This window comes from Pseudomonas sp. NPDC088444 (assembly GCF_044900175.1).
GTDB lineage: Bacteria > Pseudomonadota > Gammaproteobacteria > Pseudomonadales > Pseudomonadaceae > Aquipseudomonas.
This window is the reverse complement of the sequence record NZ_JBJDNK010000001.1, coordinates 20867-39416: the sequence shown is the minus strand read 5'-3', so window position 1 is coordinate 39416 and position 18550 is coordinate 20867. Positions and strand designations below refer to the sequence as shown.

At 57.5% G+C, this 18550-nt stretch carries 29 protein-coding genes; 27 read left to right on the top strand and 2 right to left on the bottom strand.

Going from position 1 to position 18550, the window contains the following annotated elements; all coding sequences use genetic code 11:
- The first annotated feature begins 35 nt into the window (after window positions 1–35).
- From ACI2KB_RS00260 to ACI2KB_RS00240, 5 genes are all read left to right on the top strand, one after another.
- Complete coding sequence (locus ACI2KB_RS00260; protein WP_404630273.1) at window positions 36–641, top strand: recombination protein NinG; 606 nt, start codon at window positions 36–38, stop codon at window positions 639–641.
- Entirely contained in the window at window positions 638–1324 is a 687-nt protein-coding gene (locus tag ACI2KB_RS00255; RefSeq protein ID WP_404630271.1) for a hypothetical protein, read from the top strand. Before ACI2KB_RS00260 ends, ACI2KB_RS00255 begins: the two co-directional genes overlap by 4 nt.
- Before the next feature lie 291 nt (window positions 1325–1615).
- Window positions 1616–1804, top strand: coding sequence for a Com family DNA-binding transcriptional regulator (locus ACI2KB_RS00250; protein WP_404630269.1), 189 nt, complete (start codon window positions 1616–1618; stop codon window positions 1802–1804).
- A gap of 3 nt (window positions 1805–1807) precedes the next feature.
- Window positions 1808–2728, top strand: a complete 921-nt coding sequence (locus ACI2KB_RS00245) for a lipid II-degrading bacteriocin (protein ID WP_404630267.1) — start codon at window positions 1808–1810, stop codon at window positions 2726–2728.
- A gap of 8 nt (window positions 2729–2736) precedes the next feature.
- Complete coding sequence (locus ACI2KB_RS00240) at window positions 2737–3033, top strand: hypothetical protein (RefSeq protein WP_404630265.1); 297 nt, start codon at window positions 2737–2739, stop codon at window positions 3031–3033.
- A 278-nt stretch (window positions 3034–3311) separates the two neighbouring features.
- Here ACI2KB_RS00240 and ACI2KB_RS00235 read toward each other — a convergent pair whose 3' ends face one another.
- The gene (locus ACI2KB_RS00235) at window positions 3312–3536 is read right to left on the bottom strand and encodes a DUF6555 family protein (protein WP_404630263.1); all 225 of its coding nucleotides are present in this window, start codon (window positions 3534–3536) and stop codon (window positions 3312–3314) included.
- A gap of 465 nt (window positions 3537–4001) precedes the next feature.
- Between ACI2KB_RS00235 and ACI2KB_RS00230 the strand changes: the two genes are divergently transcribed.
- Window positions 4002–4136, top strand: coding sequence for a DUF6021 family protein (locus ACI2KB_RS00230; RefSeq protein WP_404631674.1), 135 nt, complete (start codon window positions 4002–4004; stop codon window positions 4134–4136).
- Between the two features lie 76 nt (window positions 4137–4212).
- Here the strand turns inward: ACI2KB_RS00230 and ACI2KB_RS00225 are convergent, their stop codons facing one another.
- Window positions 4213–4404, bottom strand: coding sequence for a hypothetical protein (locus ACI2KB_RS00225; protein ID WP_404630261.1), 192 nt, complete (start codon window positions 4402–4404; stop codon window positions 4213–4215).
- A 172-nt stretch (window positions 4405–4576) separates the two neighbouring features.
- Here ACI2KB_RS00225 and ACI2KB_RS00220 point away from each other — a divergent pair, with 172 nt between their 5' ends.
- The 21 genes from ACI2KB_RS00220 to ACI2KB_RS00120 all read left to right on the top strand — a co-directional run bounded on the left by ACI2KB_RS00220 (window position 4577) and on the right by ACI2KB_RS00120 (window position 18540).
- Window positions 4577–4909: a hypothetical protein gene (locus ACI2KB_RS00220; protein ID WP_404630259.1), complete on the top strand. Its 333-nt coding sequence runs from the start codon at window positions 4577–4579 to the stop codon at window positions 4907–4909.
- The gene (locus ACI2KB_RS00215) at window positions 4906–5238 is read left to right on the top strand and encodes a hypothetical protein (RefSeq protein ID WP_404630257.1); all 333 of its coding nucleotides are present in this window, start codon (window positions 4906–4908) and stop codon (window positions 5236–5238) included. Before ACI2KB_RS00220 ends, ACI2KB_RS00215 begins: the two co-directional genes overlap by 4 nt.
- A 276-nt stretch (window positions 5239–5514) precedes the next feature.
- Window positions 5515–5745, top strand: coding sequence for a hypothetical protein (locus ACI2KB_RS00210; protein ID WP_404630255.1), 231 nt, complete (start codon window positions 5515–5517; stop codon window positions 5743–5745).
- 7 nt (window positions 5746–5752) lie between these two features.
- Complete coding sequence (locus tag ACI2KB_RS00205; protein WP_404630253.1) at window positions 5753–6202, top strand: proteasome subunit beta; 450 nt, start codon at window positions 5753–5755, stop codon at window positions 6200–6202.
- 48 nt (window positions 6203–6250) lie between these two features.
- Complete coding sequence (locus ACI2KB_RS00200; RefSeq protein ID WP_404630251.1) at window positions 6251–6697, top strand: hypothetical protein; 447 nt, start codon at window positions 6251–6253, stop codon at window positions 6695–6697.
- A gap of 309 nt (window positions 6698–7006) precedes the next feature.
- Complete coding sequence (locus tag ACI2KB_RS00195; RefSeq protein WP_404630249.1) at window positions 7007–7630, top strand: putative metallopeptidase; 624 nt, start codon at window positions 7007–7009, stop codon at window positions 7628–7630.
- A gap of 32 nt (window positions 7631–7662) precedes the next feature.
- Window positions 7663–8139, top strand: coding sequence for a DUF2280 domain-containing protein (locus ACI2KB_RS00190; RefSeq protein ID WP_404630247.1), 477 nt, complete (start codon window positions 7663–7665; stop codon window positions 8137–8139).
- A complete protein-coding gene (locus ACI2KB_RS00185) occupies window positions 8111–9406 on the top strand; it encodes a terminase large subunit domain-containing protein (protein ID WP_404630245.1) in 1296 nt (431 codons plus the stop codon). Before ACI2KB_RS00190 ends, ACI2KB_RS00185 begins: the two co-directional genes overlap by 29 nt.
- A gap of 1 nt (window position 9407) precedes the next feature.
- Window positions 9408–10805: a DUF4055 domain-containing protein gene (locus ACI2KB_RS00180; protein WP_404630243.1), complete on the top strand. Its 1398-nt coding sequence runs from the start codon at window positions 9408–9410 to the stop codon at window positions 10803–10805.
- Window positions 10806–11918: a hypothetical protein gene (locus tag ACI2KB_RS00175; RefSeq protein ID WP_404630241.1), complete on the top strand. Its 1113-nt coding sequence runs from the start codon at window positions 10806–10808 to the stop codon at window positions 11916–11918.
- Entirely contained in the window at window positions 11915–12166 is a 252-nt protein-coding gene (locus tag ACI2KB_RS00170; RefSeq protein ID WP_404630239.1) for a hypothetical protein, read from the top strand. Before ACI2KB_RS00175 ends, ACI2KB_RS00170 begins: the two co-directional genes overlap by 4 nt.
- A gap of 556 nt (window positions 12167–12722) precedes the next feature.
- Complete coding sequence (locus tag ACI2KB_RS00165; RefSeq protein WP_404630237.1) at window positions 12723–13511, top strand: DUF6651 domain-containing protein; 789 nt, start codon at window positions 12723–12725, stop codon at window positions 13509–13511.
- A gap of 101 nt (window positions 13512–13612) precedes the next feature.
- Entirely contained in the window at window positions 13613–14767 is a 1155-nt protein-coding gene (locus tag ACI2KB_RS00160) for a P22 coat - protein 5 family protein (RefSeq protein ID WP_404630235.1), read from the top strand.
- A gap of 57 nt (window positions 14768–14824) precedes the next feature.
- On the top strand, window positions 14825–15160 hold the full coding sequence (locus ACI2KB_RS00155) for a HeH/LEM domain-containing protein (RefSeq protein ID WP_404630233.1): 336 nt from the start codon (window positions 14825–14827) through the stop codon (window positions 15158–15160).
- 3 nt (window positions 15161–15163) lie between these two features.
- Window positions 15164–15658, top strand: a complete 495-nt coding sequence (locus tag ACI2KB_RS00150; protein ID WP_404630231.1) for a DnaT-like ssDNA-binding protein — start codon at window positions 15164–15166, stop codon at window positions 15656–15658.
- On the top strand, window positions 15658–16047 hold the full coding sequence (locus ACI2KB_RS00145; RefSeq protein ID WP_404630229.1) for a hypothetical protein: 390 nt from the start codon (window positions 15658–15660) through the stop codon (window positions 16045–16047). Before ACI2KB_RS00150 ends, ACI2KB_RS00145 begins: the two co-directional genes overlap by 1 nt.
- Window positions 16044–16679, top strand: coding sequence for a hypothetical protein (locus ACI2KB_RS00140; protein WP_404630227.1), 636 nt, complete (start codon window positions 16044–16046; stop codon window positions 16677–16679). Before ACI2KB_RS00145 ends, ACI2KB_RS00140 begins: the two co-directional genes overlap by 4 nt.
- Complete coding sequence (locus ACI2KB_RS00135) at window positions 16676–17095, top strand: phage tail terminator-like protein (RefSeq protein ID WP_404630225.1); 420 nt, start codon at window positions 16676–16678, stop codon at window positions 17093–17095. The genes ACI2KB_RS00140 and ACI2KB_RS00135 overlap by 4 nt, the downstream gene beginning before the upstream one ends.
- 69 nt (window positions 17096–17164) lie before the next feature.
- Complete coding sequence (locus tag ACI2KB_RS00130; protein WP_404630223.1) at window positions 17165–17827, top strand: phage tail protein; 663 nt, start codon at window positions 17165–17167, stop codon at window positions 17825–17827.
- Between the two features lie 3 nt (window positions 17828–17830).
- Complete coding sequence (locus tag ACI2KB_RS00125; protein ID WP_404630221.1) at window positions 17831–18220, top strand: phage tail assembly chaperone; 390 nt, start codon at window positions 17831–17833, stop codon at window positions 18218–18220.
- Window positions 18221–18225: 5 nt separating this feature from the next.
- Window positions 18226–18540 carry a DUF1799 domain-containing protein gene (locus tag ACI2KB_RS00120; protein WP_404630219.1) on the top strand — a complete coding sequence of 105 codons (315 nt, stop codon included), beginning with the start codon at window positions 18226–18228 and terminating at the stop codon, window positions 18538–18540.
- Window positions 18541–18550: the final 10 nt, after the last annotated feature.

The window sequence follows — 18550 nt, the reverse complement described above, 5'->3', positions numbered from 1 at the left end:
CCGGCCACATCTCATTTCCAGAACGGAGGTGGTGTGTGATCAAGGCTTCAGGCATTCAGAAGCGCAAACCGATCAAGGCCAAGACCTGCGCAAACAAAGCCTGCGGTGCCAAGTTCGTACCGGAGTTCTCGACGACACAGGTGGTGTGCAGTCCGAAGTGTGCTTTGGCTATTGCGCCTGCCAATCAAGACCGGGCGCGCAAGGCAATTGCAGATGTCGAGCGTCGGGAGATCAAGGCCCGGAAGGAAAAGCTGAAGAGCAGGGCGGATCACCTCAAGGACACGCAGAAAGCTTTCAATGCCTGGATTCGTGAGCGTGACGCTGGCCAACCGTGCATCAGTTGCGGCACCACGGCGGACGTCCAGTACTGCGCCGGGCATTACCGTACAACCGCCGCCGCTCCTGAGCTTCGATTCGAGCCGCTGAACGTCCATCTGCAATGCAACCGCAACTGCAACATGGGCCAGTCGGGGAACCTGTTGGGGTATCGACCAAGGCTGCTCGAAAAGATCGGAGCGGAAAAGCTCGCCTGGCTGGAAGGCCCACACGAACCGAAGAAATACACGATTGAAGACCTGAAGGCGCTGACCGCGCACTACAGAGCACTGACCAGAGAGCTGAAACGGGGAGAAGTAGCATGAAAATCATTGGAGCACGCCAAGCCTGGCACGACGCATTGCACGAACACCGGCCATCCGCGTTGGCCGTGGCGGCTGAACAGGCCTTGATCGGCAAGAAGAGCGGTTCAGGCGACACCAAAATCATGGTGATGCTGGAAAACCATGACGGCCAAGAGGTCGCACGGGTTTACGAGGTTCGGAAGGAGGGCGTCCAAGAAACTCGCTCGGGCCGTCGCCTCTCGGAATCGCGCTGCGCTCATATGCTGATCGCGGGCCTTGTCCTTCGCGCCATCGACACGCTACCAAAGTCCCTCCGTCACCTCGGCCACTTCATGTATTCACCCGTGGCCACCGGCAACGACCTCAGCATTGCTCACGGGCTTGTTTGGCTGGGTAGCGGTATGGAATCGCTGACTGACCGGAAGAAACAACGCGCGTACTGGATGGCGATGGCGGCTCTCCAGTCCCACAAAATGATGGTCAACGGCGGGCAGGGTATGGGGCCGGGTGCGGTCTGCATGTTCGTCGAGGATAGAACGGGCGAAAAGATGAACCCGCAGAACTGGGCGCGCGACTGGGAAGAGATTTGGAACGCACTCTGCACTCACGTCGACAAGCTAGACGGGCAAGCGCTCAAGCCTGTTTCGGCAGTCGTTGCAGCAATGCGTGAAGGGTCAGAAAATGACCATGAAATAGCCGCTTGACGATTTGAGGAGCATTCTGGCACTATTTCGTCATAGTGATAATTTCGCCTTTGGCGAACCGAAACAGAAAACCCGCCATCGAGCGGGTTTTTTTGTGCCCGCCAAAAACGACAAAGCCCCGAATCGATCGGGGCTTTTTCATTTGTGCGCGGAAAAGAGAGGGCGACTCCAGAGGGTGCAGCAACACCCAAGGGAGACGCCAACAAGCAGATCAAGCCTGCAAGCCAGCCAAGGCCCTCGCTGCTCGCGCGAGCGGGGCGGAGCCTAGCAGAAAACCATAAGGCTTTGCAGATGTTAAAAGATTGCAGATGCGGTAAATGCAAAAGACTTCTCGCCCGAGTGGGTGAGTTCACTCAGCTCCAGATCAAGTGTTCCCGGTGCGGGACGTTGAATCATGTGAGGGCCGCGAGCCCCGAGCTATCGCCTTTGAGCGACATGAAAGCGGAATTCTCCGCGACCATTCATTCGACTCAAGGGTAAGTTATGCCAATCGAAATCGGCCCTACGTACATCAACCCCTTTGATCCTGGTTCGCCAGGTGGGTATTCTTTGGACAGCGGATGGGCAAACGATTATATCGACGTCCCTGCCGAGCAGGCAGAGGTCGAAATGATCGGCGCCGCTGGCCGCAACATGATCTTGAACGGTGATGGTGTCTTCACCGCGATCAGTACCAACAACAGCCTTACGGTGATGGCTGAGGCATTCAAAGGCCTGAGCAATCAGCCCAAGGAATTGGTGCTTCAGCAGCTCAAAATTCACGCCGATACCGCTCAATTCCAGTTGGGCTGGTATCCAAATATTCACGCCGAACCATATTACATTGGTGATGGTCGTGGGGATTTTTTGGAGCCTGTGTACGGAAACGTGCTGATTGGGGCGCTGCCAATCAACTACAGCACTCCGTTTCAAACCCATACGCTAGATTTCTATGGCGCTCCGAATATGCCTCTCGGTGCGATCGCCTACTGGCTTTGGGGTGGCGGTCAGCCACGAAACGTGAGAATTGAATCGCTGAACCTCAAAATGGATGTTCAAGACTTCCCTCCGATCACGGCTCTTTTGAATGATCCATCGAAAGTAGGGCGATTTGTCATTGCCGATCAGCCGTTCAGTTACAACACGTTCAGCAAGGGGGCGGTTAATTTGCCTGCTGCTGGCATGCTTGGTCGGGTGAGTGGGACTGTTGAAGGAACACTTGATATCCAGCCGAATGGCACGTATTTTTTCAGCGGAAGCTTTAAGCTGAACAGTGACTTCTATGACGCCGATGCTAGCAATCGCACTTGGGGCCAGGAGGCTCTGACCACTTTCTTGAAAGCGCTCGGCGATACGTTTGGTCACACCGACTATTACATCAATATCTTGGGTGCTCAGACTCTTCAGTACTCCGGAACAAGGTAAGGAATTCTGTGAAAAAGGCGTATGGACTACTCGCAATGCTCTGTGCTGGTCTGGTTTTGGCTGGCTGTGGAGAGGAGAAAAGCAAGCAGGAATGCTCAAATGAAGGTGAAGCCTTTTTCACACAATCCTTGGACAGTTATTTCGTGAAACACCCACAGGCTATCGAAAATGGAAGCTATACACTTCGTCCTGGGGCCAGGTATGACTCCAATAACAACTGGTGGGTTGTTCCGTTCGATTACAGCGACAAAAAGGCACAGGCCTTGCTGAGTTGTGATGGCCATCTCGAAATAACGCTTCGTTGAGCGCCTGTGTCGGAAAAGCCTCGCTACTCGCGGGGCTTTTTTATACCCGATTTTTTTGACCTGCAGCCAGAGCAGCCCTTCGGGGGGCATCTGGACACGGATAAGCCGGTAGTGCCGTGCTGCATAAAACACCGGCAGCCCGCGAGCAGTGACCTCATGCTTCCATCTGCTGCGCGAGGTGAGCCGTCGAGACTGGTGCAACAGGGTGCCAGCGATGGTGACGCCTTTGGCGGACTGAGGGGAAAGACCCTCGCTTGCTCAAACGAGGTCTGGTCGGCTCAAGCTTTCTTCCATTCCACGTCTGAAATTCCAAACTTCTCGACTTGAGGTTTGGTGAGCTTCGGCGCGGGATCGAATCGATACTTAGGAATTTGGCCAAAGCCAGAATCCACGCTTGCCCAATGCCACGCCTCAGCGTTGTCCATTTTTGCCGAACGCACGTAGAGCGTTTTGTAGGCTCCGTTCAGCAAGTAGTCGATCCTGTAATGTTGCTCCTGTGCCATGTCGGGCGCTCCTTGGCATGTGGTTGGGTTCACACCACAGATTGTCCGACAAAGAAAAAATTCCCTTTTTTAAACATCGAATTACAAGCTCTATCCATCTGCGTATACCGTGCGTTTGACGGCCTCGCAAATGGATGGCGTAGGCGCCCGCTCGTCGATCGCTCCGCACTCCCGACTACGACTCTTTTCCCACTTGTATGCGTGGAAAATCTGCGCCTGACGTGGGAGAGAATCATGAGCATCGAAAACAATGGACCCCAATCAGCGTATCCGGGGCCGGACGAGAAAACGCTAGATACGGGCGAAGATCATGGGTCGGGTCTGGAACAAACCAGCTCAGAGCCAAAACAGGGAAACGGCGAAAGACCGGCTGATTGGAATCCGCCGCCTGGCAATCCCGGGTCAGACCAGGACTCGCAGGTAGATCGGGACAATGGAACTGCAAGGACTGACGCCGATGATGACCTGGGCTTCGACCCAGATTCGCCAGATGTGTCTGATCCGCAGGTTGATCCGCTCCATCCGGCCCGGACGAGCAATGACCCGATTTCACGCGAAGCGGTACCGGGCGAAGAGAGCAATGAAAAAATGCCCGAGTAATGGTCAGTAGGTATCCACCAACCGAAGAAGCCCGGACATCATGCCGGGCTTTGTCGTTTTCTGGGTTTGCATGGGATCAGTTAGCCCCGGACGCCTCTTGCTGATCCTTGAGGTGGAGCTTGGTAACCAGGGCGGCAGCATCTTCTTCTGAATCCAGATAAAAGACCTCGCCGTCCGCCGCTGAGACCTGAAATACGGTTTCCACCTTCTGAACCCGGAAATATTTAGGACGTTCATCGTTTTCAAGTTTCTTCAGGATTACTGCCATTACATTCACCACTCGGTAAGTTTCCAAATGCGACCCAGCCGGATCTCAATAGGTTCTGGCAAGTTGATGAGTTACCCGTTTTAAATTGTTTCGAAGTCCGTGAGCCCGGTGTGGGTGCGGTCTGCTTTATGACGACCAATAACCCTTTTACTGGATTCACCAAGGACGCTCGATGTTCGATACCTTGCCAACAACGCTGTCGGGCTGGCTCGGTTGGGTTGCTGCCGCCGGAGTGACGGCCGTCCTGTACTTCCCCAAGGCTTGGTCAGAGCGTCGTGGTGACAACCGCGAAATCGACCGCCTTGTGTCCGCGCTTGCCGAAGAGCGAGCCTTGAGAAAAGACGTCGAAAGCCAACGCGACGCCGCACGGGATCAAAACAACGCGCTGATCCGTGAGTTCGCAGACATCAAGGCAGAGAACGCCAAGATGACGCTTCAGATCGGCTACCTCACCGAAGAGATCGCGAGCCTCAAAACTCAGATCCAATCGAGGATTGCTCAATGAGTGACGAAGAACTTAAACGCCGGATGAGCCGGGGTCGCCGTTTCTGGGACCATCACGGTAGCTGGTTGCTGCTGTGCTTTGTCGGCATCTGCTGTTTCATGGCCGGTAGCGCCTTCAATGCGGCCAGTACCGCGCAGACAGTGAAGGTGCTGGTTGACTCCCATGAACGCCAAGACGCCATTCGCGTTGCCCGAATTCGTGAACTCAACCAGTCGAACATCGACCTGATTCGCGGTGTGACGCCCAAGGTGCAGGCTGCTGCTGACAAGGCCGACCAGGCTGCGCAGAAGGCAACCGAAGCAGTAGAGAAAGCGACCGGCACGAACTGACCGCATGGTCGAAACTGAGACCGATCATTTCTCGCTCAAAATTCGCTGAACTCCCCAAAACCGGCAAGATCAATCAATCCATCTTGATCCCCATGGAGGGTGCTGTGATGGATGACGAATTGGATTTTGCTGCGGATCTGGAGTACTTCGGCTGCGCTGTTTTAATCCTTGTGTGCGCTGGCTTGGTCTGGGCAATTCTCTGATATCTCCGCCGTGTTGCGCCACGATTTCGCATGCGTCCATTTCGTGGCGCGAGTACTCCCAGAGGGCAACACCATGGACAACCAGCACAAGAAGATCACCGGCTACCGCGATCTGACTCAGTCCGAGATCGACGGTATGAACTCAATCAAGGCTCTGGAAGCCGACACCGGCGAACTGTTTAAGCAGATCGGACAGATCGAAGGCGTGGATCCGCGTCTGCTCGCTCTGGCGAAGACCAACCTCCAACAAGGCTTCATGTGGTTCGTACGGTCGATTGCCAAGCCCGACGATCCTTTCAACTGAGGTCCGCATGACGACCATCGTCTACAAAGACGGCGTCATTGCCTACGACTCGCTCATCTGCAACGGCAGCGCGATTACCTACGACGACTACGAAAAGTGCCATGAGCGCGAAGGCGTAAAGTTCGTCATGACTGGCTACGTGTGCGATTACTCGAAACTGCTCGGCGCTTGGTTCGGTGAGCTGGTAACCGGAAGGGTGGAGTGCTCGACTCTGGTGTTCGACGGCAAATCGCTGTGCTACGCCGCGTACAACGCCGAGCACGGGCTCTGCAAAACGCCGGTCTGGCTCGAGCGTCCGTATGTGATGGGCAGCGGATCTGATCACGCTATAACAGCCATGGACATGGGCGCCACTGCTGCTGAGGCGGTGGAGATGGCGAAGAGGCGGGATACGAGTACGGGCGGTATGGTTCGGATACCCTCCCTGTCATTCAAGCCAGAAAACATCCCTACATAACCTTTGTTCGTCGCGCCATACTCTGACTTCATTCAAAAGGAGGTGGGTATGGGGCACAAAGCATTTCTCTCAGAGCAGATGGATTCTTCGCGCTACGCCGTGGAGCGGATAGCAGCGATACGGAGTCGGGCGACAACGGTGTTGGACAAGCTGGCGCAAAGCAGTGCAGACGAGTTCATTGTCAGGACTTGGGGCATCTCGGTAATTCCGGACGGAAACGCTAGCGCGAAAATAGTCACTCCTTTCGGCGAAGGCAGGGCTGAGTTGTCCTTTCGTATCGGAGAGCGGGGGATCTATGGGCGCTACGAGATTCAGCGGCTAGGAAGGGATCAATATGACCGTGCTACATGGAGTCCAGTTTGGGAATTCCGAATCGACGGTGACGACAATGTCACGCATGGCGACAGTAGTGAAAACAGTTTCGACCTATTCGCTCCTTACCGGGATAGCTTCCCGAAGCTACTTCTCGCGATCCTGACCGCGTTTGGTCAGTAGGTTGAAGGCTGCGGAAGTGCCGCAGGGTAAGTGCGGCACATGCGATTACTACTGATTCAGGCTCCAAACAAAGAACATCAGCGCTTGCATGGCGAGGGCGTATGTCATGAATCGAGGGCGCTTTGATCCCGCGCAGAGCATCAATGGGACGCCGTAAGCAAGAAACAGATGGAAGAGAGCGGACGTGGGGTTGGGCATGCAGGTTTCCTTGTTTGTGAATGCCCGCTCTATTGTTCACATACTTAAACGTCGTGCCACTCAAGTAGTGGCACATTCTTCGCCCCGCTCATCCAGGCCGAGTAGAACCCTATGAACAGGCCTGAGCCTCCAAACCATCTGTTGAAGCTTTCCGACCTTGCCTTGCTTGGTATTCGATTGGCACCAGCACCTGAAGTGTGGGAGTGGATTCAAGCCGAGATCCTCGCCGACACTGGCAGCATCCATAACACTGATCATGCCCATCTGATCGATGCTGACATTGCAGTGATGTGGGCATCGTCCGGCTTCGAGAAGGCAGGGCGCATAGTTCTAGGCCAAGCAGAGCAAGTCGCCTTCCGTGCAGGCGGTTGGCAGAAAGCGCGGATGGAACAGCAGATGCGTGATTGGTTCGGTGATGTACCGACGTTCATCATCACGCTCGCTGCCGATTACTGCTCGACCTGTACCGACACCGAGTTCTGCGCCATCATCGAGCATGAACTTTATCACCTGGCTCAAGCCACTGATCAGTACGGGGCTCCAGCCTTCACCAAGGAAGGCGCGCCCAAGCTGAAGCTGCAAGGACACGACGTCGAGGAGTTCGTCGGTGTGGTCCGTCGCTACGGCCCAAGCACTGAAGTTCAGGCAATGGTCGACGCTGCAAACAAACCCGCCGAGGTGGGCAAACTGAATATTTCGAGGGCCTGCGGAACCTGTCTGCTCAAGTCGGCCTGAATCCCTGACAGGTTTTGACGGATGAATCCCATATGGCAGTGCTACGAAGCGAGGTCAAGGCCTTCATAGTTCAGGCTCTGGCCTGCTTCGACACGCCGTCTCAAGTTGTCGCATCGGTCAAGACAGAGTTCGGGATCGATATCACCCGCCAGCAAGTCGAGTCGCACGACCCGACCAAGTATGCCGGGCAAAAGCTCGGACAGAAGTGGGCTGACCTGTTTCATCAGTGCCGGACAAGGTTTCGTGAGGAGACGGCAGACATACCCATTGCGAACCGAGCATTTCGCCTGCGCGCCATGAACCGGTTTGTTGAGAGGGCTGAGACGATGAAGAACATCGCACTCGCGCTTCAGGTATTGGAGCAGGCCGCCAAAGAAACCGGTGATATGTACGTCAACCGCCAGAAGAAAGCCGACGACGAGAGCGAGCCGGTTGTTCCGACCTCCGTAACTGTGCAAGTGATTGATGCGAGGAAGCGGGATGCCGAGCCTGAACGTTCCCCAGGCTGAGTTCCTGCAACTGCCGCACAAGTTTCGTGGGTTCGTCGCCGGCTTCGGCTCTGGCAAGACGTGGGTAGGGTGCGCAGCGCTCTGCAAGCACGTTTGGGAATGGCCTGGTATCAACTCCGGTTACTTCGCTCCGACTTATCCGCAGATCCGCGACATCTTCTTCCCAACGATTGAAGAGGTTGCGTTCGATTGGGGCCTGAGGGTCAAGACGAAGGAGAGCGACAAAGAGGTCGAGTTCTACAGCGGGAAGCAGTACCGCAGCACAACGATCTGTCGCTCGATGGAGAAGCCTCAGACCATCGTGGGCTTCAAGATTGGTCACGCGCTGGTAGACGAACTCGACGTGTTGCCAGCGCTCAAGGCCCAGCAGGCTTGGCGCAAGATCATTGCCCGGATGCGCTACAACGTGCCCGGACTGAAGAACGGCGTTGACGTGACGACGACGCCTGAAGGCTTTAAGTTCGTCTACCAGCAGTTCGAGAAGCAGCTTCGCGAGAAGCCTCATCTGCGCTCAATGTATGGGCTCATCCAGGCCAGCACGTTCGACAACGAGTTGAACCTGCCTGACGACTACATCTCCTCGCTGATGGAGTCCTACCCCGAACAGTTGATCATGGCCTACCTGAATGGCCGATTCGTCAACCTGAACTCTGGGTCTATCTACACCGCATACGACCGCAAGCTGAATCAGTGCATGGACACGGTTCAGGCAGGTGAGCCGCTGTTCATCGGCATGGACTTCAACGTCGGCAAGATGGCGGCCGTCGTCCATGTGAAACGTGATGGGCTGCCGCGAGCTGTCGACGAGCTCATGAATGGGTACGACACGCCTGACATGATTCGCCGCATCAAAGAACGGTATTGGAAGCACGACGGCAACCAGTTCCAGAAGACATGCGAAATCCGGATCTACCCGGACGCATCAGGCGACTCTCGCAAGTCGGTGAATGCCAGTGAGACCGACATCGCGCTGCTGAGGCAGGCTGGCTTCAACGTCATCGCCCCGGCAGCCAACCCGCCCGTGAAGGATCGGATCAACGCCATGAACGCCGTGTTCTGCAACGCGCAGGGTGAGCGGCGATACCTAGTCAATCCTTTCACCTGTCCGACATACGCTGACGGGCTGGAGCAGCAAATCTGGGCGCCAAACGGTGAGCCCGACAAGACCCAGGGTAACGACCACGCGAACGACGCGGGCGGTTACTTCATCCATAAAGAATTCCCGATTGTGAAGCGCAGCGCTTCCTCCCATGCTCTGAGACTCTGATATGTCCGATGACCCAAGCAAAACGCTACGCGCTGTCGACGACATGCGTGAGAATTGGGCAATCGTCGATCCGCTCATGGGTGGCACCAGCGATATGCGCCGAGCTGGTACGGCACTGCTGCCTAAGTGGCCTGATGAACAGCATGACGCTTATGACGTCCGCTTGAAGCAGTCCACGTTGCTCCCGGCTTACAGCGAGACGGTGAAGAACAACACCGGGCGTGTTTTCGCTGAGCCATTGGTGCTAGGGGCTGATGTGCCGGAAGCTATTCAAGGCTTCGCGCAGGACATCGATCGGCAAGGAAATAACCTGCAGGTCTGGGCACAGTCTTTCTTCGCTACGGCGCTTTCGCATGGCCTCTGCCATGTGCTCGTCGAATACCCTAAGACGGTGGACGAGCAGGGCAAGCCCATCATCGTGACCAAGGCCGACGAGATCAAAGCCAAGGTCCGGCCATATGCTGTGATGATCCGACCTCAGCAGGTAATCGGCTGGCGGTCGACGGGCGAGGGTGGTCAGACCATCCTGACCCAGTTCCGGTACATGGAGTCGGTAGACGAGGACGAGGGGGAGTTCGGCGTAAAGTCCATCGATCAGATCCGTGTGCTCTGGCCTGGCCGGTGGGCGACCTACCGCAAGGGCAAGGAAAAGGAGGCGGGTAAGGAGGCTTGGCTTCTCTACGATGAAGGCTCGACCTCCATCAGCAGCATCGCTTTGGTCACGTACTACACCCACCGTACCGGCTTCATGACGGCCAAGCCCCCTTTGCTGGAACTGGCCCACCTGAACGTCAAACATTGGCAGTCGCAAAGCGATCAGGACAACATCCTGCACGTCGCCCGGGTGCCGATGCTGGCCATCGTCGGCATCGAGGATGATACCTGGGAGCTGAAGGTCGGAACCGCGTCGGCGACCAAGCTGCCCCGTGAGGGCGACATGAAGTGGGTCGAGCACACTGGCAAATCGATTGATGCCGGTCGCACCTCGCTGCAAGACCTGGAAGATCAAATGCGCATCGCGGGCGCCAAACTGCTGCAGAAGGACAAGCAAGTCACCAAGACGGCCACGCAGGCCGAAGAGGAGGCCGCTCAGGAAATGAGCCCGCTGGAAACGATGGCGGGTCAGCTTGAGGATGCGCTTGACCAGATGCTCCAACTGTTCGCTCTGTACATCGGCCAGCCCGAGGGCGGTCATATCCAGGTGAACGGCAACTTCGACGTCGACTTCGCCCCGGAAACTACCTTGCCGCTGCTGCTGAACATGGCTGCGCAAGGTCGGCTCTCCGATCAGACCCTGTTCGCCGAGTACCAGCGCCGTGGCGTCGTCTCTACGGACCTGAAATGGGACGAAGAAAAGCAGAAGATCGCCGACCAAGGGCCAGCACTCGGAGCGCTGTAAATGCCAACCGTCAACGAACTGCTCGCCGATGAGAGCGTGGCGCACGCTATCTCGCTGGAGAAGTACAAGGTCGGAGTGGTTCGTCGCATCATCGCGCTGCTGAACCGGTCGGATTCTCAGTTGGTGGAAGAGCTGGGCAGGGCGCTGGAGCGGTTGCCCGCCGAATCATTCACCGTCGAGCGGCTGGAAACTCTGCTGGATCAGGTACGGCAGATCAATGCATCCGCCTATGCTCAGATCACGCAAGCACTACAGGCCGACCTGACTGAGCTTTCCGGCTACGAGGTGACTTGGCAGCGAAAGCTGTTAGAAGCCACTATTCCGGAGCCGGTACTGGTGCGATTCCCGTTGGTGCGGATCAGCGCTGAGCAGGTTTACGCCGCTGCGATGGCAAGGCCGTTTCAAGGTCGATTGCTTCGCGATTGGGCCAAGACTATTGAGGCTGACCGGATGGTGAAGGTCCGCAATGCGGTCCGCACCGGTTACCTTGAGGGCAAGACCACTGACCAGATCATTCGCAGCGTGCGCGGCACTCGGACTGCTGGTTACGCTGACGGCTTCCTTGAGCGTCCACGGCAGGACTTGGCCACGATCATCCGGTCTGCGGTCAGTCACACAGCAGCGATCGCACGCGAGAATCTGTATCAGGCCAACTCTGATGTGATCGAGGCGGAAGACTGGACTAGCACCTTGGACACCAAGACCAGCGAGCCCTGCCGAATCCGGGACAAGCTTCCCTTCGAGGTTGGCACCCACAAGCCGATTGGCCACACCGTGCCATGGCTTCAAGGGCCGGGCCGACTCCACTTCAATTGCCGCTCCACATCTTCGCCGCGCACGAAATCGTGGCGCGAGTTGGGCATTCCGATTGACGAGATGACCGACAAGCAGCGGACGAGTATGGACGGCACCGTCCCGGTCGAGACGAACTACAGCCAGTGGCTTGAGCGTCAGTCATCAGCGCGCCAGATCGAGGTGCTTGGACCGACCCGCTACCAGATGTACAAGGATGGCAAGAGCCTGGAGAGCTTCTACAGCCCGACGGGCGAATGGCTGAGCATCGAACAATTGAAGGAGCGGGACGCGAAGGCTTTCGCTAAGATGGGGGCATGACCGACAAACACCGCTTCCACGTTATTCACGGCACGCCCACTCTGGATACTTCGGCTGAGCAGGTGCGCAAGCGTGTGCGCGCAATGCCGAAGCCTGCCTACATGGTTCAGTGTCACCGGTGCGGCGGGCGCGAGGTCATCGAGACGAAGACTGGCGTGATGATGAAAAACGGCAAGCCTGTGGGTGGTACGAAACAGTTGCTGTGTGTTGGCTGCTTGCTGAAAGGAGAGCGAGTACTGCTCGTCTGATTGGGTTTGCCCGGTGTATCTAGCATCTGGTAGCGTTTTGGCACCATTGTCGGAGCGTTCATCTTGAAACGGACTTACCTCGCTATCTTTTCATTTCTCTTGGCCTCTTCAGCCAGCGCACAAACCTACCTTTACGGCCAACCTGGAACGACCTACAGCAACGTCGGGAGCACGGTCTACGACTCCAATGGCACTACGTACACCCAGATTGGTAATACAACCTACGGATCAGATGGTCAGACTTCCACCCGCATTGGGAACAACATCTACCACTCATCCGGAGAAACGAGCACTCAGATAGGCAATACGATGTACAACTCGGACGGATCGAGCGCTACCCGCATTGGAAACACGGTCTACGGATCGGACGGTACAACCTGTAGCCGAGTTGGCAACTCTACCTTCTGTAACTGAGTACATCGATAAGATCTCAGCCCAACCATTTTGCTTGCGAGCCCTGGCCCCCGCCGGGGCTTTTTTATGCCCGCGATTCGGATGAGTCAGGGTGCACCGCGGCGGATGCCGCTCATTACTGGGCGGATGCCCGGAGTCCCACATGAAATTGAAAGTCGATGATCAAGGCCATGCAGTTGTTCAGGACGGCAAGCCGGTCTACGTCCACGATGACGGCAAAGAAGTCCCGTTCGACGCTGTCGGCACGGTCAACACCATCACTCGCCTGAACGGTGAGGCGAAGTCCCATCGCGAGCGCGCCGAAACTGCCGAGGGCAAGCTGAAGCTGTTCGATGGCATCGAGGATGGCGAGGCGGCCCGCAAAGCGCTGGAAACCATCAAGAACATCGACGAAGGCAAGCTGATTGCCGCGGGCAAGGTGGAAGAGATCAAGTTGGCGGCTCAGAAGGCCGCTCAGGACCAGGTCGCTGCCGCAAGCAAGGCACACGCCGAAGAGCTCACCAAGGCTCAGCAAGGCGTGGCTGAGCGTGACCAGACCATCCACAACTTGCTGATCGGCGGTTCATTCAAGGGTTCCAAACTGATCAGCGAAAAATTCGCCATCCCGGCCGACATGGTCGAGTCCCATTTCGGCAAGGCCTTCAAGGTCGAGGAAGGCAAGGTCGTGGCCTACGGCGACGACGGCAACAAGATTTTCTCCCGCGTCCGCGCGGGCGAGCTGGCTGACTTCGACGAAGCTCTGGAAGTGCTTGTCGAGCGCTACCCGCACAAGGATTACATCCTCAAGAGCGGTGGCGGTAACGGTGGTGGCGCGCCCAATAGCAATGGCGGCAAGAGCGGCAAAAAGTCGATCCCTCGCCAGCAGTTCGAGCAGATGAACCCGGCTGAACGCGCTTCGTTCATGAGCTCGGGCGGCACCCTCAGCGACTAAGGCGCGCTGCCAATCTCTGCCGCGTCCCCGGATGGGGATCGGCGCTTGGGTCGGATGACCCGTATTACCCAACCCCAAACGCCGATCCTTAGGAGATCCAAATGGCTAACACCCTTACTGGCCTGATTCCAACTCTGTACAACGCGCTCGATGTTGTGTCGCGGGAGATGGTGGGCTTTATTCCGGCTGTGTCTTCGGACATGACTTTCGAGCGTGCCGCTGTCGGCCAGACTGTCACCTCTCCGGTGACCAATGGTGCAACCGCCAGCGACATCGTCCCGGCAGTTACCCCGCCAAACGACGGTGACCAGAACATCGGCAGTGTGTCGATGACCATCAACAAGGCCCGTCGTGTTCCGATTCGCTGGAACGGCGAAGAGAAACTGGGCTTGGACAACAACGGCGCCTCGTTCAACGTCATCCTTCGTGACCAGATGGCACAGGGCATGCGCACTCTGGTGAACGAAGTCGAAGCTGACCTCGCCTCGGTTGCGATCAACGCCTCTCGCGCCTACGGCACCGCAGGCACCACTCCGTTCGCAAGCAACCTGGCAGACAGCGCCAAGGTCCGTCAGATCCTGGCCGACAACGGCGCACCGCTGGGCGACCTGCAACTGGTGATCGACACCTCGGCCGGTGCCAACATGCGCACGCTGACTCAACTGTCGAAGGCGAACGAAGCCAACGACGACAGCCTGCTGCGCCGTGGCGTGCTGCTGGACGTGCATGGCTTCGCAATCCGCGAGTCTGCGCAGGTCAAAACCCCGGTGATCGGTAGCGCTGCTTCCGCAACCACCAACACCGCCGGTTACGCTGTCGGCTCCACCGCCATCACCATCGCCTCGGCGGGCACTGGCGGCGTGCTGGCGGGCGACATCATCACCTTCGCAGGCGACACCAACAAATATGTGGTGGCAGCAGGCGATACCGATGTGTCGAATGGCGGTGTCATCACTCTGGCGGCACCTGGCCTGCGCAAAGCGATCCCTGCCGCAGCAACAGCGATCACCGTCATCTCTGCGAGCACTCGCAGCGCTGGCTTCGCGCGCTCGGCAATCGCTCTCGCAACCCGCGCTCCGGCTCTGCCGCCACAGGGCGACTCGGCAATCGACCGCACCCTGATCACCGATCCGATCAGCGGCCTGACTTTCGAAGTGGCCATGTACGCCCAGTACCGCCAGATGCAGTACGAAGTGTCGCTGGCCTGGGGCGCTAAGGCGGTCAAGCCTGAGCACATCGCCAGCCTGCTGGGCTAATCCCACCACCTGCAACGGTCGGCACACTGGTGCTGACCGCTTCTCAAGGAGAAGGATATGAGCGACAAAACGCTGAAAGTTAAACCGTGGGGCAAGGACCAGGGCGAGTTCGTTGTGATCGACGCATCTGTCTTCGATGAGAGCATCCACACCCTGTTCGATCCCGCAGGCGGGATCAAGGAAGGCTCCGTAGCCGACATCAAGGCGAAGCTTGATGCCTTGGGTGTTGAGTACAAGGCAGGCGCGTCGAAAGCCGATCTGCAAGCTCTGTTGGATCAAGCCCACGAAAGTGCGCAGGTTGCCGATCTCCAGGCCAAACTGCGCGAGAAGGGCATCGATTTCAGTGAAGGCGCTTCGCTCGACGAGCTGAAAGCTCTGCTGCCGCAGGAGTAACCCATGGCGCTGGTAATCGAAGACGGCAGCATTGTCCCCGGTGCCGAAAGCTATGCGACGGCTGCCGAACTCGTTACCTACGCCGCGAACTTCGGGCGGACCATCCCGGATGACATTCTGACGCAGGAGGCGCTTCTGCGCCGAGCGGCACTGCAGATGGAATCGCTGCCTTGGAAGGGGCAGGCCACGTATTCCACGCAGTCTTTGGCGTGGCCGCGGGGCGGCGTGTGTCGGCAGCGCTGGGAGATTCCGGCGAACGTGATCCCGCCTCAGATCAAAGCCGGTCAGATGGCCTTGGCGACGGAGATTTATGCTGACGACCTGGTCGACCCGGCGACGAAACAGGGCGCGATCGTGTCCGAAACAGTCGGGCCGATCAGCACCACATTCGCGTCGGCGAGCACCATTGTCACCAAGGCGGCAGCCATCCGGCAGTCGTACGCGCAATTCACCGGACTGGTTGAGGCGAGCAGTCAGGTCAAACTGAGCAGATCCTGATGGCAGATATCTACGACCGGGCCAAAGCATCTGCGGCCCGCAACTTGGCACCCCGCTCGAAGGGTGGGAAAGGGCTTGAACTGACGCTGGTCCGTACCACTCCAGGCCAGTATGACCCCGGCACCGGCAGCAGCACGCCAACCGTCGAAAACTTCCAAGGCTCCGGGCTGCGCGAAAGCTACAAGCAGTCGGATATCGACGGCACTCGTATCAAGCAGGGCGACTTCAAGATCTTGATTTCACCGCTCCTGCTCGACGGCACGGACACTCCATTGCCGAAGACGCAGGATAAAGTGATCTTCGATGGCGACACCTATACCGTGCAGGACGTCACTCCTTGGGATTACGCCGGCCTAGCGGTCGGTTTCAGCGTACAGGCCAGAAAATGAGCTTCAGCCTTGACCTCAAAGCGTTCGTGGAGAAGGCCAAGGCGAACGCGGAAACCGTGGTGAAGAAGGTGTCCCTGGACCTTGCCTATTCGGTCATCGATCGCTCGCCGGTAGGCAATCCGGAGCTATGGGCCGCGAACATGGCGTATCGAGCGAAGAACAAAGCCGAGGCGGATGCCTACGACGCTCACGTCGAAGTGCGTAACGTCATCACTGCGCTGACGCCCAGCAACTTCACTCGCAACGGCAACTTGAAGCGGGGGGTGAAGTACGCGAAGCCCCTGACCAAAGCCGAGCGCGTGCAGAACTTCGACGTGAATGGCCTGGTATCCGGTAAGGGCTACGTCGGTGGCCGGTTCCGAGGTAACTGGCAGGTGAGCTTTGACGCTCCAATTACAACCACTATCGACAGGGTTGATGGTAAGAGCAGTGAGACTTCAAACGCCGCCGCCGAGGTTATCTACAAATTCGACGCTGGTGTCGGCACGATCTGGATCATGAACAACCTGCCATACGGCCACCGGCTTGAGTACGAAGCCTGGTCGAAGCAGGCTCCCGCCGGGATGGTTCGCCGATCGGTCACGGAGCTTCAAACCTACATCAACAACGCAGTCTCGGGGCTCGATAAATGAGTGACACCCTGATCAGAGCCACATTAGAAACTCGGCTGTACGCCTGGGCGAATGCCAGAACCCCAAGCCTGCCAATTGCTTTCGAGGATGTGGAATTCACGCCTCCGGCAGACGGCGGAACGTATTTGCAGGCCTATTTGCTGCCGTCGAACACCGATAGCACCGATCTGGAAGGCGCTCATACCCTGCACCAAGGCGTGTTTCAGATCAGCATTGTGACGGCGGCCGGTCAGGGCAGGGGCGCGGCGTCGGCCATTGCTGACGAGATTCGCGACTTGTTCCCGAACAACTTAGCGCTGACTCAGTCCGGCCTGACGGTTTACGTCATGTCACCACTCTCGACTGCAGGTGCCATTCAAGGCGATACCAACACATCATTGCCGACCTCGTTCCGCTATCGCGCCGACACCTTCTAACCCGCCCATTGGGCAACCCTGAGCCTCGCCAAGTGCGGGGTTTTTCATTTGTGAAGAGGAACCAACCCCATGGGCTACAAACTCCCCAACGGCGCCACCATCCAGCACGGCGCGACCTACGCCACTGAGTTGGCGTTCTCCGCTATTTCCAACGCCGCTGAAGCCGTTGCCACTGTTGTCGGAGCCACCTTGTCGGCTGGCGATATCGTGTTGGTCACGTCGGCATGGTCTCGTCTCAACAACCGCGTGGTGCGCGTCAAAGCTGCAACCGCGACTGCGATCACCTTGGAAGCGATCGACACCACTGATCTTCAGCTTTACCCGGCAGGCAGTGGCGCTGGCACTCTGAAGAAGGTGCTCACCTGGGTTGCAGTCCCTCAGGTCACCGACGTGGCGTACTCCGGTGGAGACCAGAACTACACCGACGTGGTCTTCTTGGAAGATGATCAGGGTCGCCAGATCCCAACCGACAAGGCTGCGTCGAGCATGGCGCTGACCATTGCGGACGACCCTTTGTTGCCGCACAACGCGGTACTGTCAAAGGCGGACTCGGGCAAGCAGATCCAAGCTGCGCGCATGAACCTGCCAGGTAACGACACCATCTTCTACGGCACGTACACCTCGTTCTCCAAGCAGCCGACCGTCACTCGCAACAACCTGATGGCGCGCACCGTGAACTTGGCTCTGCAGGCCGAGCCGACCCGCTACACCACTGCAGCGGCCGGGGCCTAATCCATGGCGAAGTTCAAGATTGCGCAGAACCCGACGTTTGAGGCTGACGTTGACATCCCCCGCGTGGGCGGGGCCGTGATTTCCGTTCCCTTTGAGTTTAAGTACCGCGACCGCAAGGAGCTGGCGAAGCTCTTCGCTGGCTGGGATCAGGCTCTCAAGGAAGATCAGGAAAGCTTCAAGGACAAGGGCAGTGACATCACCATTGTCGACATCACCGATGCGCATATTGAGCATCAAATCAAGCAGGTGTCGGAGCTTGTGGTGGGATGGGGCTTCGACGACAAGTTGTCGCCTGAGTCGATCCGAGCCTTGGTCGAAACCTCTGCGGGTGCCGGTGATGCAATCGTAAAGGCCTACCAGAACGCTTTCTCGGTGGTACGGACGGGAAACTGAAAGAGGTGGCGCAGGCGCTGTATCTGCCTCCGCCACCGCCAGATCAGCTTGCCCGTTTCGGCATTTCCTCTGCGGACATGGACGATACCGTCGAGGTGCTTCCAGATAATTGGCCAGCATTCCTCGTCCTGGAGGCGATGGGCACCCAGTGGCGCGCCGGTATGGGTGGCGCCACAGGGCTGGACTATGCCGTCGTGCCCTCTGTCATGTCTCTCGTCGACATCCCCAAAAAAACCAGAAATCAGGTGTTCCGTGACCTTAGGGTGATGGAAGCCGAGGCCTTGGCTGTCATGGCTGAAGGTAGAGAAACCAGCCCGTAGCGGCGAACCA

Excerpts from the sequence above, each read along its gene's own strand:
- ACI2KB_RS00255 (WP_404630271.1), top strand. The coding sequence starts at position 638 with ATGAAAATCATTGGAGCACGCCAAGCCTGGCACGACGCATTGCACGAA.
- ACI2KB_RS00250 (WP_404630269.1), top strand. The coding sequence starts at position 1,616 with ATGTTAAAAGATTGCAGATGCGGTAAATGCAAAAGACTTCTCGCCCGA.
- ACI2KB_RS00245 (WP_404630267.1), top strand. The coding sequence starts at position 1,808 with ATGCCAATCGAAATCGGCCCTACGTACATCAACCCCTTTGATCCTGGT.
- ACI2KB_RS00235 (WP_404630263.1), bottom strand. The coding sequence starts at position 3,536 with ATGGCACAGGAGCAACATTACAGGATCGACTACTTGCTGAACGGAGCC.
- ACI2KB_RS00225 (WP_404630261.1), bottom strand. The coding sequence starts at position 4,404 with ATGGCAGTAATCCTGAAGAAACTTGAAAACGATGAACGTCCTAAATAT.
- ACI2KB_RS00220 (WP_404630259.1), top strand. The coding sequence starts at position 4,577 with ATGTTCGATACCTTGCCAACAACGCTGTCGGGCTGGCTCGGTTGGGTT.
- ACI2KB_RS00215 (WP_404630257.1), top strand. The coding sequence starts at position 4,906 with ATGAGTGACGAAGAACTTAAACGCCGGATGAGCCGGGGTCGCCGTTTC.
- ACI2KB_RS00210 (WP_404630255.1), top strand. The coding sequence starts at position 5,515 with ATGGACAACCAGCACAAGAAGATCACCGGCTACCGCGATCTGACTCAG.
- ACI2KB_RS00205 (WP_404630253.1), top strand. The coding sequence starts at position 5,753 with ATGACGACCATCGTCTACAAAGACGGCGTCATTGCCTACGACTCGCTC.
- ACI2KB_RS00200 (WP_404630251.1), top strand. The coding sequence starts at position 6,251 with ATGGGGCACAAAGCATTTCTCTCAGAGCAGATGGATTCTTCGCGCTAC.
- ACI2KB_RS00195 (WP_404630249.1), top strand. The coding sequence starts at position 7,007 with ATGAACAGGCCTGAGCCTCCAAACCATCTGTTGAAGCTTTCCGACCTT.
- ACI2KB_RS00190 (WP_404630247.1), top strand. The coding sequence starts at position 7,663 with ATGGCAGTGCTACGAAGCGAGGTCAAGGCCTTCATAGTTCAGGCTCTG.
- ACI2KB_RS00185 (WP_404630245.1), top strand. The coding sequence starts at position 8,111 with ATGCCGAGCCTGAACGTTCCCCAGGCTGAGTTCCTGCAACTGCCGCAC.
- ACI2KB_RS00180 (WP_404630243.1), top strand. The coding sequence starts at position 9,408 with ATGTCCGATGACCCAAGCAAAACGCTACGCGCTGTCGACGACATGCGT.
- ACI2KB_RS00175 (WP_404630241.1), top strand. The coding sequence starts at position 10,806 with ATGCCAACCGTCAACGAACTGCTCGCCGATGAGAGCGTGGCGCACGCT.
- ACI2KB_RS00170 (WP_404630239.1), top strand. The coding sequence starts at position 11,915 with ATGACCGACAAACACCGCTTCCACGTTATTCACGGCACGCCCACTCTG.
- ACI2KB_RS00165 (WP_404630237.1), top strand. The coding sequence starts at position 12,723 with ATGAAATTGAAAGTCGATGATCAAGGCCATGCAGTTGTTCAGGACGGC.
- ACI2KB_RS00160 (WP_404630235.1), top strand. The coding sequence starts at position 13,613 with ATGGCTAACACCCTTACTGGCCTGATTCCAACTCTGTACAACGCGCTC.
- ACI2KB_RS00155 (WP_404630233.1), top strand. The coding sequence starts at position 14,825 with ATGAGCGACAAAACGCTGAAAGTTAAACCGTGGGGCAAGGACCAGGGC.
- ACI2KB_RS00150 (WP_404630231.1), top strand. The coding sequence starts at position 15,164 with ATGGCGCTGGTAATCGAAGACGGCAGCATTGTCCCCGGTGCCGAAAGC.
- ACI2KB_RS00145 (WP_404630229.1), top strand. The coding sequence starts at position 15,658 with ATGGCAGATATCTACGACCGGGCCAAAGCATCTGCGGCCCGCAACTTG.
- ACI2KB_RS00140 (WP_404630227.1), top strand. The coding sequence starts at position 16,044 with ATGAGCTTCAGCCTTGACCTCAAAGCGTTCGTGGAGAAGGCCAAGGCG.
- ACI2KB_RS00135 (WP_404630225.1), top strand. The coding sequence starts at position 16,676 with ATGAGTGACACCCTGATCAGAGCCACATTAGAAACTCGGCTGTACGCC.
- ACI2KB_RS00130 (WP_404630223.1), top strand. The coding sequence starts at position 17,165 with ATGGGCTACAAACTCCCCAACGGCGCCACCATCCAGCACGGCGCGACC.
- ACI2KB_RS00125 (WP_404630221.1), top strand. The coding sequence starts at position 17,831 with ATGGCGAAGTTCAAGATTGCGCAGAACCCGACGTTTGAGGCTGACGTT.